18 protein-coding genes are annotated in these 12130 nt (G+C 54.8%); all 18 read left to right on the plus strand.

The genetic code is table 11. The annotated features are described in order from the left end of the window. Positions 1-122, plus strand: a 122-nt coding sequence (locus tag JK232_RS22005) for an IS1 family transposase (protein ID WP_059287946.1), incomplete at its 5' end; no start/stop codon positions are given. 312 nt (positions 123-434) lie between these two features. Then, entirely contained in the window at positions 435-773 is a 339-nt protein-coding gene (locus JK232_RS22010; protein WP_127791747.1) for a hypothetical protein, read from the plus strand. A 77-nt stretch (positions 774-850) separates the two neighbouring features. After that, positions 851-1066: a hypothetical protein gene (locus tag JK232_RS22015; RefSeq protein WP_212589701.1), complete on the plus strand. Its 216-nt coding sequence runs from the start codon at positions 851-853 to the stop codon at positions 1064-1066. Between the two features lie 41 nt (positions 1067-1107). Continuing rightward, the gene (locus JK232_RS22020; protein ID WP_157843663.1) at positions 1108-1623 is read left to right on the plus strand and encodes a P-loop nucleotide/nucleoside kinase family protein; all 516 of its coding nucleotides are present in this window, start codon (positions 1108-1110) and stop codon (positions 1621-1623) included. Positions 1624-2009: 386 nt separating this feature from the next. Next, positions 2010-2357, plus strand: a complete 348-nt coding sequence (locus tag JK232_RS22025) for an integrative conjugative element protein, RAQPRD family (protein WP_045282314.1) — start codon at positions 2010-2012, stop codon at positions 2355-2357. Then, positions 2357-2599, plus strand: coding sequence for a TIGR03758 family integrating conjugative element protein (locus JK232_RS22030; RefSeq protein ID WP_003029734.1), 243 nt, complete (start codon positions 2357-2359; stop codon positions 2597-2599). Before JK232_RS22025 ends, JK232_RS22030 begins: the two co-directional genes overlap by 1 nt. Before the next feature lie 34 nt (positions 2600-2633). Then, positions 2634-3020: a TIGR03745 family integrating conjugative element membrane protein gene (locus tag JK232_RS22035; protein WP_016808260.1), complete on the plus strand. Its 387-nt coding sequence runs from the start codon at positions 2634-2636 to the stop codon at positions 3018-3020. Positions 3021-3032: 12 nt separating this feature from the next. Then, positions 3033-3389, plus strand: coding sequence for a TIGR03750 family conjugal transfer protein (locus JK232_RS22040; protein ID WP_045282313.1), 357 nt, complete (start codon positions 3033-3035; stop codon positions 3387-3389). Beyond that, positions 3386-4045, plus strand: a complete 660-nt coding sequence (locus JK232_RS22045; protein WP_045282312.1) for a PFL_4703 family integrating conjugative element protein — start codon at positions 3386-3388, stop codon at positions 4043-4045. Before JK232_RS22040 ends, JK232_RS22045 begins: the two co-directional genes overlap by 4 nt. Beyond that, a complete protein-coding gene (locus JK232_RS22050) occupies positions 4045-4995 on the plus strand; it encodes a TIGR03749 family integrating conjugative element protein (protein ID WP_212589702.1) in 951 nt (316 codons plus the stop codon). The genes JK232_RS22045 and JK232_RS22050 overlap by 1 nt, the downstream gene beginning before the upstream one ends. Continuing rightward, positions 4985-6484, plus strand: a complete 1500-nt coding sequence (locus JK232_RS22055) for a TIGR03752 family integrating conjugative element protein (protein ID WP_039187759.1) — start codon at positions 4985-4987, stop codon at positions 6482-6484. The genes JK232_RS22050 and JK232_RS22055 overlap by 11 nt, the downstream gene beginning before the upstream one ends. Beyond that, entirely contained in the window at positions 6462-6863 is a 402-nt protein-coding gene (locus JK232_RS22060) for a hypothetical protein (protein WP_224261759.1), read from the plus strand. The genes JK232_RS22055 and JK232_RS22060 overlap by 23 nt, the downstream gene beginning before the upstream one ends. Further along, complete coding sequence (locus JK232_RS22065; RefSeq protein ID WP_006785978.1) at positions 6863-7273, plus strand: TIGR03751 family conjugal transfer lipoprotein; 411 nt, start codon at positions 6863-6865, stop codon at positions 7271-7273. Before JK232_RS22060 ends, JK232_RS22065 begins: the two co-directional genes overlap by 1 nt. Then, on the plus strand, positions 7273-10131 hold the full coding sequence (locus JK232_RS22070) for a conjugative transfer ATPase (protein WP_050310924.1): 2859 nt from the start codon (positions 7273-7275) through the stop codon (positions 10129-10131). The genes JK232_RS22065 and JK232_RS22070 overlap by 1 nt, the downstream gene beginning before the upstream one ends. Beyond that, complete coding sequence (locus JK232_RS22075) at positions 10128-10505, plus strand: hypothetical protein (RefSeq protein ID WP_039187756.1); 378 nt, start codon at positions 10128-10130, stop codon at positions 10503-10505. Before JK232_RS22070 ends, JK232_RS22075 begins: the two co-directional genes overlap by 4 nt. Before the next feature lie 156 nt (positions 10506-10661). Beyond that, entirely contained in the window at positions 10662-11330 is a 669-nt protein-coding gene (locus tag JK232_RS22080; RefSeq protein WP_039187755.1) for an HNH endonuclease signature motif containing protein, read from the plus strand. After that, positions 11323-11730 carry a hypothetical protein gene (locus JK232_RS22085; RefSeq protein WP_048797723.1) on the plus strand — a complete coding sequence of 136 codons (408 nt, stop codon included), beginning with the start codon at positions 11323-11325 and terminating at the stop codon, positions 11728-11730. The genes JK232_RS22080 and JK232_RS22085 overlap by 8 nt, the downstream gene beginning before the upstream one ends. Positions 11731-11794: 64 nt before the next feature. Further along, on the plus strand, positions 11795-11980 hold the full coding sequence (locus JK232_RS22090) for a hypothetical protein (RefSeq protein ID WP_135711188.1): 186 nt from the start codon (positions 11795-11797) through the stop codon (positions 11978-11980). Positions 11981-12130 lie beyond the last annotated feature (150 nt).

Here is a 12130-nt window from a genome sequence, read left to right on the forward strand (position 1 = left end):
ATAACCTGAATCTGAGACAACATCTGGCAAGGCTGGGACGGAAGTCACTGTCGTTCTCAAAATCGGTGGAGCTGCATTGCAAGGTCATCGGGCATTATCTGAACATAAAACACTATCAGTAAGTTGGAGTCATTACCTATGGAAGCGTAGCTGAATCTAAGGCAAAGGTTGGAAGGTCCGATCTTGATTTAACAGTCATCTTTAACTACGAACCCAATCAGGCTACTACCGCAAAACTTGCTGCGCTTCAATGTGAACTGGAAAAGAGTAATCCTGTTGTCAGCAAAATTGATTTTGATTGCGGTCTGCTACAACAGGTGTTGCATCCGGATAACAAATTTAGCTGGGGGTACTGGCTTAAGCATCATTGCGTCTGCGTCTTTGGCGAAGACCTGAGTCGTCTATTTAGTGCTTTTAAACCTTCAAAAGCCATTGTGTTAGCAGTCAATGGCGACTTTTTGTCGGTATTAGAAGAGTTAACTGCTCGAATGCAGGGATCAGTTGACGCGAATAAAAAGCTGCTGTTACAGCGCGCTGCTGCACGAAAGATCATCAGATCGACGAATATCCTTCGCCGAGAAACTGACCATGACTGGCCAGACACTCTCAGTGAACATCGCCTTAAATTTAACGCACGATATCCAGCTTTAGCAGAGGATATGGATTATTTACTGGCCATGAGTAATGAGCCACAAGGGGACATAGCTGATTTCAAAAAACGGATTATGACTTTTGCTCACTGGCTTAATGAGGAATTTCAAAAACAAAACTAGTAACTTTATTGCCCCCTTTTTCGGCGGCAAATGCAACATCTGGCACAATAATTCCAGTTATTTTAGTAGTGTTTCGTATGAAACAAAATGACAACTATCCTTTGGCAAGACATTCAAAATTTCATTTCTATCACAACGCTACCGCCCTACCGTTCGCAAGAGTGGGAGGCGCTCATTTCATTATCTTTAAATCAGGGCTGGACGGAGGCGTGCAAAACTTGTTTTGCGCGCCTGCCGTCAGCAGACAAGCCATGAAACGACCGTTACTGGTGCGTCAGCTGTCCTGGCTGTAATAATGAATAATTATATGACGGCTCAGGAGGACATGTGGCTTATGGCCATTAACAAAGTCAAATCACCAACGGTTTTTATGCTCCATGGGTTTCTTGGTAGTGGGAAAACGACTTTTGCCAGACATCTGGAACACAAATATACCGCTTTACGTTTTACTCATGATGAATGGATGCAGCAGCTGTATGGCATCGATCCCCCGCAGGCTAATTTTGCTGATTACGCACAACGGGTGTTCAACGTTATGGAGCCCCTATGGACGCGATGCGTTGAGCTTAACAATAATGTCATTCTAGATTTCGGATTCTGGTCGAGAGAGGAAAGAGTCCGGGTGCGTGAAATCATCACAGCTCATAATGGTCAGGCAGTCCTTTGCCGTCTGTCCTGCCCGGATGACATTGCATGGGAACGTATTCAAAAAAGAAATAAAACGCCGACAAATAGTCTCTATATAGCGAGGGAGACATTTTATTTACTTCACGAACGATTTGAGCCTCTGACGCCTGATGAAGACTTTACCGAGGTCAGTGATAATGGCTCATGTCGATATATGCAATAACCACATACTTGCCAGGATCGTTGATGCGCCAAGAAAAATGCCTGCAGCATAGATTACTCGCAGTAACCAGAGTGGAAGGCGAAGTTCAAACGCATCGATGCCTTTCACTATAAAAAAAAGCAAGGCCAGACAGAGTGCCAGAAGTAAAAGGTCTTTTATATCCATCACCATGCTTCCGTGTGAACTATTCCGGCTACAGATTATCTTTTATCCGGATATCTACTTAACTTAAATTCACACTTCCCTCAACTAAGATTCAGCCCGCCTCCGGCAGTACAGAGCCTGTTGCCCCATTAATTTCACAAATGGCAAATAGAGTTTATCGCTGACCCGGCGTCTGCCCTTTCGCATTCTGTACGCATCCCTTAATCCTTCTGGAGGTGCGTATGAACTCAACTCGTCCGGCCATGCGGCGCAACCGTCGTGTCCCGGGCATCACTGGCCTGGTATTGCTGACCTTTCTGGTGTCAGCTGCTGCACAGGCATCCGAGAAAGACGAGCTTGCGTCTGTTCAGCGTCAGCTGGACCACGTTCAGGCGTCGCTTGAAAGGGCCCGCGTGGCGGCTGCACAGGCCGATCCGGCTGACCGTGGCCGCTTTTTCTTTGATTACCGTCAGGCCACATCCGATCTCAACACCATCCGCAGCGGCATTGACCGCTATCTGGAGCCCTCCCGCGCGCAACCGCGTGACCCGTCTTTTGTGGCCGGTAATTACCGGCGGGAGCGGCCCTGATGCCCATGACATCCGAACAAACGAACGCGTTTAAAGCCGGCTCCGGCAGTCTTGATGTGAACATCCTTCATCTGCTCTGCATCGGGGCATTGCTGGCGTTTCTTTTTTTATGGGCCGCGTGGGCGCTGTCGGATGTCTGGACCGGCTGGAGTAACACCAAAGTGCGGGACGCGGCCCTGGGACGTTTTGCCGTCCGCACCGTGCTGCTGTTGCTTGTGTGTATCTGGATGTTTGCCAGTTAACTCATTCAAAACGTTAAGTCAGGAGATGAATCCCATGCACCATTCTGAGTCTGTTGTTGCCCGCCTGCGCCGTTTCGGCAGTCGTACGCTGACCCGCGCCGGTACGCTTGCCCTCCTGGGCTGGCTCACCTGCAAACCGGCCTTTGCGGACTTGCCAAGCGTTGAAGCGCCTGAGTCCGGAGGCGGGAGCGGGTTGTCCGGACAAATCAAGGGCTACTTGCAGGACGGCATTGTTATCGGGGGGCTGGTCGTGGCGGCCGTTGCCTTTATCAACGTTGCCATTGCCGCCCTGCACACCTTCACCGAAGTCCGCAATGAGAAAGCCACCTGGACCAAATTCGGGGCCATTGTGGTGGTGGGTGTGGTGCTGCTGGTTGCCGTTATCTGGCTGCTCGGCAAGTCTGCCGACATTCTGCTGTAGGAGCCTGCGACGATGCAGACCATTCGTTTTTTACCTGACCGTCTCAACAGTGAGCCCGTGGTGTTTCGCGGATTCACCACCCATGAGATGGGGCTGGCTGCCCTTGCCGGCGCGGGTGCAGGTCTGCTCCTGTCACTGCCGTTTATCCCGCTTGCCGGCTGGGTTGTCGTTCCCACCGGCCTGCTGGTCATGCCGCTGCTGCTCGTCTGGTTCGGCGGCCGCTGGATGGCCAGACTCAAGCGCGGCAAGCCCGAGAACTGGCTCTGGCAGCGACTGGAGACCAAAAAACGCCGGCTGGGGATGGGTAATCCGAAACTGATTGTGGATGCCCGGGGCTGGTCAGTGAAACGTAACAGGAGAGTCTCATGAGCCGTTTTCGCCATGCGGTAAAAGACCGTGACCAGCATATTCAGACGCTGCGCATCGCCTGCGCCGTACTCGCCTTTTTCCTTTTATTCACCTGTGCCGGCTGGATGCTGGCACCCAGCAAGCTGACCGTGCATAACCCGCCGGATTTACGTACCGGCAGCACGCGGCCCTGGTGGGAAGTGCCGCCCCCGACGGTCTACTCCTTTGCGTTCTACATTTTTCAGCAGCTCAATGCCTGGCCGAAAAATGGCGAGGTGGACTATTCCGCCAAAATCAATGCGCTGTCGCCGTATCTGACGCCGTCCTGTCAGGATTTCCTGAAAGCGGATGCAAAGAAACGCGGTGACGCCGGGGAACTCACCGACCGCGTGCGCGTGGTGTATGAAGTGCCCGGTCGCGGTTACCAGTCACAGAGCGTGACCGTACAGGATCGCGATCACTGGATAGCCCGCCTGGACGTGGTGGCCGATGAATATTTCCATGCCGAGCCGGTCAAACGCGCCCCGGTGCGTTACCCGCTGAAGGTGGTGCGCTGGGAAGGCGATGCGGAGCGCAACCCGTTCGGTCTGGCGCTGGACTGTTATGCCGGTGTGCCCCAGCGTCTGGAGGCGGCACCGCCTGCACCTAAACCGGAGAAGTCAGGAGTGTTTCAGTGATGAGTAAAAAACCCCACTACCGCGCCGTGCTGATGGCGCTGTCCTTCGTCCTGCTGCCCCTGGCGACACTGGTATCACGTCCTGCCGGCGCAGATGAGCTGATGAAATGGGAGCGTATTCCGCTGCAGATCCCCCTGAAGGTGGGGCAGGAGCGGGTGGTCTTTGTGGACAAAAACGTCCGCGTTGGTTTTCCGCCGGCGCTTAACGGCAAACTTCGGGTGCAGAGCACCGGGGGTGCCGTCTACCTGAAAGCCGACAGCGCCTTTCCGCAGACGCGGGTGCAGCTGCAGGATGTGGAAAGCGGCGAGGTTCTGCTGTTTGATATCGCCGCCGGTGAAAAAGGGCCGACTGAGCCGGTCCGTCTGGTCTACAGCGGTGATGTCAGCACGCTGAGTCACGCCGGCGATGCGGCCGGTCAGCCAGGTGGTGCAGATCGGGCTGCTTCCGGATCAGGCTCATCGGCTCCCACCGGCAGCGATGACGGCACCCAGGCAAAGCGTAAAAAAATCCGCTACAGCGCCCCCATCCCGGTGCTGCTGACCCGCTATGCCGCTCAAAGCCTTTATGCGCCGGCACGTACGGTCGAGGCGGTCCCGGGTATTCATCCGGTCAATCCTCATCTGCCCCGACGTGTCAGCACGCTGTATCCCTCTGAACCATTAACGGTCACGCCGGTGGCTGGCTGGGGCGTGGCAAACCGCAGCGTGGTGGCACTCAGGCTCACGAACACCGGCAGCCGTAAAGTCGTTCTGGATCCGCGCGCGCTGCAGGGACAGTTTGTGTCCGCTACCTTCCAGCACCGCTGGGTCGGTCCGGCCGGCACGCCGGAAGACACCACCACGGTATATGTGGTGACCGCCGGTCGTCCGGAGAGCGCATTCATCGCTGAGCCGTCTGCACTGCGTAAAGCGGCCCGCACGGTAAAACAGGAGGCCCGCCATGCAGATTAAATCTAATGCCCTGGTGAAGTTTATCGTGCCGGCCGTGGTGATTGCCGGGCTGGCCGTGGGGCTCAAAAGCTGCAAAAACGAACCGGCAGAACAACCTCAGGCAAAACAAAGCGGCTCCCTGAAAAACCTCTCGCCGGATGAACTGAAGGCGCTGGGTGTGGAAGGCGACACGCCGGAGGACACCCTGCGCACGCTCATCGGCCGGCTGAACGATGTGCGTGACCGCCAGAAAACGCTGGATAAGCAGAACGCGGATTTGGTGAAAGAAAACGAGCGGTTGCGCCGGCGCAATCAGGACGTTTCAGGGCAGGTGAATGAGGCCGTCAATGGTCTGCGCGAGCAGTACGACAAGCGGCAGGCTCAGCTTCAGAACGAACAACTGAGCCTGACGGCGAAAATCCAGGAGCTGACTGACAAACTCAAAAAGCCTGACAGCGAGAAAAAAACGGCGGACAGCGATATCCCGCTGGGGCTGGGCCTGGACGGCATGGGCAGCAGCACCGGGGGGAGCGCTTCTCAGGGCAGCGACGGCATGATGTGGGTCGCGCCGACGGACCAGAAAGAGACGGATCCGCGGGATGCGGCCAGCGGCAAAGCCTCACCTCAGTTCCCGACCTCTTTTCTGGGGGAAAATGAGCTGACCCGCCAGAAAGCCGCTTATGAGGAGAAAGTGAAGGGACGGACGAATGAAAAAGGGGCGGAAGAGAGCGCCGAGCCGGTTTACACGCTGCCGGAAAATTCCACGCTGGTCGGCAGCCGCGCCATGACGGCACTGCTTGGCCGGGTGCCCATCAACGGCACCGTGACCGATCCTTATCCGTTCAAAGTGCTTATCGGTAAGGATAACCTGACGGCGAACGGCATCGAGCTGCCGGACGTCGAAGGGGCGATTGTTTCCGGGACGGCCAGCGGAGACTGGACGCTGTCCTGTGTGCGCGGGCAGGTTAACAGCGTCACCTTTGTCTTTTCCGACGGTACGGTACGCACCCTCCCAAGACCCGACACCAGTAACAACGCCGGCGGGCAAAATAATAACGCTCAGGCTAAACAGGATACCGGCACCAGTGGCGGTATCGGCTGGATTTCGGATGAAAACGGGATCCCGTGCATTGGCGGCGAACGTAAGTCCAATGCCTCCACTTATCTGCCCACCATTTTTGGCCTGTCGGCTGCCGGTGCGGCGGGTGAAGCGATGAGCCAGGGGCAGTACACGACGCAGAACAACGTGAATGGCATTTCCGCCACCATGACCGGCGACGCCGGACAGGCGGCGCTGGGGAAAGCCATTTCTGGCGGTATGTCTGAAACCACCGACTGGATCAAACAGCGTTACGGGATGACGTTTGATGCCATTTATGTGCCGCCCGGTGCCCGTCTTGCCGTGCATATCACCCGTCAGCTGGCCATTGATTATGAAGATAAGGGCCGTAAGGTGCGCTACGACTTCACCCTGCCGGGTGGCGTCAGTGACAACGGCGGACTGGACTGAGTACACGGCCATGGCGGGACAGATAACGTTTTTCCCTCTTTCATCCGTGTGCTGGACGTTCAGCGACGGGGCAGGCTGGCATATTGACGTGAACCCTGCGTCTTCTGCGGTTCTGTTGCTGCGACCCATAGCGCTGTTGCCTGCCGGCGCACCTTTACTGCGCTGGCGCGATGGCCAGCTTTTACTGGATATCGGCAGGTTCTCCCTGCCGCTCAGTGCCCGGGAGTGTGCCGTTTCGTGGCGCAGCCCGAAAATCCCGCGCCGGCTTTACTGCCCGCGTATGACATTACGGGAGCTGGGGCACCTGCTGAATGTCAGTGCGTTCGTTTTTATCTGCGGCGGTTACGATCCGGCCGCCTCACAAAGGAGATACCGGTAATGTACAGAACGGTTTTCATTCTGGCCCTGAGCTGTGTGATGCTCAGCGGCTGCTCAACCTCCAAAGAGGAAATGCTGCCGGCGGGCGATAACACCATGCTTGAACTGTGGAACGGGGCGGACGGTGGCGGCAGTACTTCCCGCCAGTCTGCGGCGGCCCGCGACACGCTGCGACGCCCGCTGACGGGCAGCGAAACGCAGGCGGACGCGCAGGCCGACCGCAGCTACAGCCGTACTCAGGAAAGCGAAATCACCCAGCAGTTTCCCCGGCTGCCCAACCCCGACATGGTGATGTACCTGTATCCTCACCTGGCAGACGGTAACACTCCTGTGCCGGGTTACAGCACCGTGTTCCCGTTCTACAGCCAGACGCAGTATGCCATGCCTGGCGAGCGCACGGAGGCCCTGTAATGCTTTCACTGTTTACGCGTAATAAATCCACCGACCGGCAGACGCCGGTTGATGACGGCCAGTCCTTTCAGGCAGATGAAACCCTGACCGCGGCCGTGAAGGGCCGGCAACCCCTGAAGCGCCCCGGGAAAATGACGCGCCAGGATGAGGAGAAGGTTTATCACGCCAATCCGTCCATCATTGACTTTTTGCCTTGGGCAGAATTTCTTGATGAAGAGCAGTGTCTCCTGCTTGATGACGGCGTGTCGGTGGGGGCCGTTTATGATGTGACACCGGTGGCGACCGAAGGGCGAACCGAAGAGCGCCTGGAGCAGATCCGTGACTCGGTTGAGGATGCGCTTCAGGACAGCTTTGATGAACATGACGTGAATCCCTGGGTCGTGCAGTTCTTCTGCCAGGACGAGGACGACACTGACGCGTACCTGGACAGGCTGCGCGGGTATGTCAAACCGCATGCACAGCGCACGGCGTTTACCGACGCCTGGCTGGGTGAAATGGAGCGCCATATTCGCAGTATCTCCCGGCCTGAGGGACTTTTTACTGACTCGCTGATTACCGGCCAGCCGTGGCGCGGGCAGCAGCGCCGCACCCGGATGGTTGTTTATCGCTGGCTGGGGAAAAGCCGCGATCCGATGCCGCCGGTGGCGATGCTCAATCAGGTGTGCGACCGGGTCGTGAATGCCCTGGGCGGGGCGGGGATCCGCTGCACCCGGCAGAACGGCCTGCAGGTGCATGGCTGGCTGCTGCGGCTGTTCAATCCGTCACCGGACTGGGTGGAGAAAACCACGCTCTATCGGCAGGCTGCTTACGCAGACCCGCGCGAGACACCTGAAGGCACCGTGCCGGTCAGCAATGATTTTGCCGAAACCCTGTGGTTCACGCCGCCGGTTTCAGACCCGGAAAACGGCGTGTGGTGGATTGACAACAAGCCGCACTGCGCGGTGGCGGTGGAAAAACTGCGTACACCGCCGGAGCCGGGCACCCTTACCGGCGAGAAAAGCCGGGGTGAAAAGAAAATTAATGCCCTGATGGATATGTTTCCGGAAGGGACCATGGTGTGCATGACCGTGGTGGTACAGCCCCAGGACCGGCTTGAAGAGCAGTTTAACCGGCTGTCGAAAAATGCGGTCGGTGAGAATACCGAGTCGGGCCGCGTCCGCCAGGATGTGAAGACGGTAAAAGAGTATCTGGGCAACCGGCACAAGTTGTACCGGGCGGGAATCACCTTCCTGCTGCGCGGCGATGACATGACCAGCCTGAAGCGCAAGCGGCTGGAGCTGTCCACCGTGCTGCTAGGGGCCGGTCTGCAGCCGGTACGTCCGGAGTTTGAAGAGGGTCCGCTGAACAGCTGGCTGCGGGCGCTGCCGATGTGCTTTAACCCAGACAGCGACAAAAAACACTGGTATACCCGTCTGACATGGGTTCAGCACCTGGCAGGACTTTTGCCGGTAACCGGGCGGGAAACCGGCACGGGGCACCCCGGCTTCAGCTTTTTCAACCGCGGCGGGGATACCCTGACATTCGATCCGCTCAACAAGCTCGACCGCACCCAGAACGCGCATCTGCTGTTGTTCGGCCCGACCGGGGCGGGCAAGTCGGCCACGCTGTGTGCCGCGCTCTCCCAGCTGATGGCCGTCCACCGTCCGCGGCTGTTTATTGCGGAGGCCGGGAACTCGTTCGGCCTGCTGGCCGACTTCTTTGACAGCCTCGGGCTGACGGTGAATAAAATCAGCGTCAAACCCGGGAGTGGCGTCAGTCTGCCGCCGTTTGCTGATGCTCACAAACTGGTGGAAGAAGGCCTGGCCGCCCAGGCCGTGGATGAGAGCGACCTGCCGGATATCGACACGGACGACGATAGCGAGGATGACAAGCGTGACGTTCTCGGTGAAATGGAAATCTCCGCGCGCATGATGATCACCGGCGGCGACCCGAAAGAAGAGGCCGACCTGAAGCGCGCCGACAGGGCGATGATACGTGAGGCGCTGCTGATGGCGGCGCATGCCACGTATAAAGAAGGGCGGCAGATGCTGCCGTCTGACCTGCAGCAGGCGTTATATGCCATTGCCTCTGACAACGATGAGGGCGTCATCAATGTCCGCAATGCCCAGCGAAAGGCGAAAGCGGCGGAGATGGCGGAATCCCTGGGCATGTTTACCCAGGCCGGCAGCTTTGAAGCGGAGCTGTTCAACCGCGAAGGGGAGCTGTGGCCGGAAGCGGACGTGACGCTGGTTGACCTGGGGCATCTGGCGCGTGAGGGCTACGAGGCGCAGATGGCCCTGACCATGGTCTCGATGACAAACATGATTAACAACATCGCGGAGCGTGACCAGTTTCTGGGCCGGGATATTGTCTTCACGGTGGATGAGGCGCATATCGTGACGGTCAACCCGCTGCTGTCGCCGTATATGACCAAGGTGGTCAAGATGTGGCGTAAGCTCGGTGCCTGGCTGTGGCTGGCCACCCAGAACCTTAAGGACTACCCGGATATTGCCGAAAAAATGCTGAACATGGCTGAATGGTGGATTTGTCTGACCATGCCCCCGGAAGAGGTCAAAGATATCAGCCGTTTCCGCGCGCTCACGCCGGAGCAGGAATCGGTGCTGCTTTCCGCCAGTAAACTGTCGGGTTGTTATACGGAAGGCGTGGTGCTGGCGAAACGGATCGAAGCGCTGTTTCGTGCCGTGCCGCCCAGTCTCTTCCTGGCACTGGGCATGACGGAAAAAGAAGAGAAAGCCGAACGCCGGGCGCTGATGAATGAATTTCACTGCAGCGAACTGGAGGCGGCAAAACGCGTCGCGCAGAATCTGGACCGTCTGCGCGGTCTGACGGAGAAACAACAGGAGCCTGCCACGGTATGATGACACTGAAGTACCCTGAACCCGCCATTCATGAGCACAGTGGTGGTGCGCTATTCACCCTGTCGCCTCAGGGGGAGCCCGGCGTGCTCCCGGCGACACATCAGCACCTTGTGAGGCTGCGGGCGATGCTCAGGCAGCGCCTGACCGGCCCGGTCAGAATGACCTGTCACCCGCACCGGGTGGGACTCAGCAGCAGCGTGGCCATCTATCTTGAGGGAAAGCTGAAGCAGGTGGTGAACATCCTTATCACCGTGACGGGGCAGACAAGCTGGCCGCAGGAAGAGGAGTATGCGCATCCGCGCTGGTATATCACGGTGCCGGATTCGGCTGATCTGGTGTATCTGATGCTGTGGATTAACGGGCTTGACGTATAACTACAGACTTGCCTTCACCAGGGGCATGATAATAAAAATTACTTAATGCTTTTTTGATACCGGCCGCCAGGGCCGGTTTTTTTATGAGCGTTTAACCAATTTCAATGCTAAATATATTATAACTTCCAAAGTGCTTTTTAAGAGCGAGTAGTTGCTATGGCGGGTACTTCAGAAAAAGATATCAAGTTACTGTGGGGCCGCGCAGCAGGGCGCTGTTCTTACTGCCAGTGTGACCTTACACATATCATGGATGGTTTAGGCAATTATCATGTAGGTGAAATGGCTCATGTTATCGGTAAGAAAAAAGGTGCAGCCAGGACAACTGAGGGTACAGGACCTGATACCTATGACAATTTGATCCTTTTATGCCCAACCCATCATAGGATGATCGATAAGGCTCCAGAAGGGGCCTATCCGAATGAAATGCTTTTTCAGTGGAAAGAGAAACACGAATCTTCTGTTGCAAATGCTTTTAAGAAGGCTGTTTTTGATAGTGTTGAGCAACTTAAAGAAGAAATTGCGTTAATGCTTTATGAAAATAATAAATGCTTTACTCATTATGGACCATATTCTGAAGCTGCAAAAGATATGGGTTCTAATACTCAAGAATTGTGGGAGCTAAAAAAACTAAGTGTGATGGTGCCTAATAATCGTAAAATAATAAATGTAATTGAAGGTAATATGGGTTTATTAAGCGCCAGGCAAAAACGGTTGTATATTGACTTTAGAGATCATGCCGAAGCTTGGGAATACAATCAGTATAATAGATTGGATACCTATCCTTTATTTCCTGAAGAGTTCCAGAAGGAGTTCGGTTATGAATAATAATTCATGGGGTGTCAGTTTCGCATCGATTTCATGGTTTGACGATTATTTGAAATATCATAAAAATGTCAAGGGTTTTATTCGCGAAAAGGATATAGTCTTTCGTGTTGAGAGGAAAATTCAAAATGATATGTTGACGATCATTCTTCTGAATGAATACACAATGAGTGTGACAAAAATACTCAAAGTTATCAAAGAGTTTGGTGGGGTGGATATAATCGTTGTTGGTGGTAATTGGAATAGCTACACATCTGGTGCCAAAGAGCATGCTATACAGCAAGAACTTGGGTTGTTTAATTCGGCAGAAATCGGCGCGGCTTTATTCAAAAATGATTACTGGAATTTCCATAGAAAAGATAGAAACGGCAGTCCGCAATATCATATTAGAGAGGAGCAGTAACGTAGTGGGAATATATGGGTTTGGATCTTTTTTTCGAGCTCAAACTTACAATGACATCGATATAATGATAGTGGTAGATTGCCCTTTTGAAGAGCTTCTAGGCCTTTATGAGGAGTGTGTAGAAGCTTTAAGTTTGTTAGGTACGGAAACTGGAGAAGAGTTTCACTTGCTTTTCCTTACTTATCAAGAGTTTAAAGAGAAACCATTGATTGAATCTGGTTCTTTGATCCCTATTTTTATTGGTTCATAGAAATTTCTCACGATAACCCATATGGCAGTTAAGCCGTTATTATATAAATGAGATTTTCACAAAGTTACTCTGTACTCCTAACATTCATTAAGTGGTAGAAAAACTTCTGAGTACGGGATTTTAGTTTATTACGGTTTTTCTGAGCGGCCA

This window comes from Nissabacter archeti (genome assembly GCF_018257325.1).
GTDB lineage: Bacteria > Pseudomonadota > Gammaproteobacteria > Enterobacterales > Enterobacteriaceae > Chimaeribacter > Chimaeribacter arupi.

Bases quoted from the DNA above. Each gene is read 5' to 3' on its own strand.
- JK232_RS22015 (WP_212589701.1), top strand. From the start codon at position 851: ATGAAACAAAATGACAACTATCCTTTGGCAAGACATTCAAAATTTCAT.
- JK232_RS22020 (WP_157843663.1), top strand. From the start codon at position 1,108: ATGGCCATTAACAAAGTCAAATCACCAACGGTTTTTATGCTCCATGGG.
- JK232_RS22025 (WP_045282314.1), top strand. From the start codon at position 2,010: ATGAACTCAACTCGTCCGGCCATGCGGCGCAACCGTCGTGTCCCGGGC.
- JK232_RS22030 (WP_003029734.1), top strand. From the start codon at position 2,357: ATGCCCATGACATCCGAACAAACGAACGCGTTTAAAGCCGGCTCCGGC.
- JK232_RS22035 (WP_016808260.1), top strand. From the start codon at position 2,634: ATGCACCATTCTGAGTCTGTTGTTGCCCGCCTGCGCCGTTTCGGCAGT.
- JK232_RS22040 (WP_045282313.1), top strand. From the start codon at position 3,033: ATGCAGACCATTCGTTTTTTACCTGACCGTCTCAACAGTGAGCCCGTG.
- JK232_RS22045 (WP_045282312.1), top strand. From the start codon at position 3,386: ATGAGCCGTTTTCGCCATGCGGTAAAAGACCGTGACCAGCATATTCAG.
- JK232_RS22050 (WP_212589702.1), top strand. From the start codon at position 4,045: ATGAGTAAAAAACCCCACTACCGCGCCGTGCTGATGGCGCTGTCCTTC.
- JK232_RS22055 (WP_039187759.1), top strand. From the start codon at position 4,985: ATGCAGATTAAATCTAATGCCCTGGTGAAGTTTATCGTGCCGGCCGTG.
- JK232_RS22065 (WP_006785978.1), top strand. From the start codon at position 6,863: ATGTACAGAACGGTTTTCATTCTGGCCCTGAGCTGTGTGATGCTCAGC.
- JK232_RS22070 (WP_050310924.1), top strand. From the start codon at position 7,273: ATGCTTTCACTGTTTACGCGTAATAAATCCACCGACCGGCAGACGCCG.
- JK232_RS22075 (WP_039187756.1), top strand. From the start codon at position 10,128: ATGATGACACTGAAGTACCCTGAACCCGCCATTCATGAGCACAGTGGT.
- JK232_RS22080 (WP_039187755.1), top strand. From the start codon at position 10,662: ATGGCGGGTACTTCAGAAAAAGATATCAAGTTACTGTGGGGCCGCGCA.
- JK232_RS22085 (WP_048797723.1), top strand. From the start codon at position 11,323: ATGAATAATAATTCATGGGGTGTCAGTTTCGCATCGATTTCATGGTTT.
- JK232_RS22090 (WP_135711188.1), top strand. From the start codon at position 11,795: ATGATAGTGGTAGATTGCCCTTTTGAAGAGCTTCTAGGCCTTTATGAG.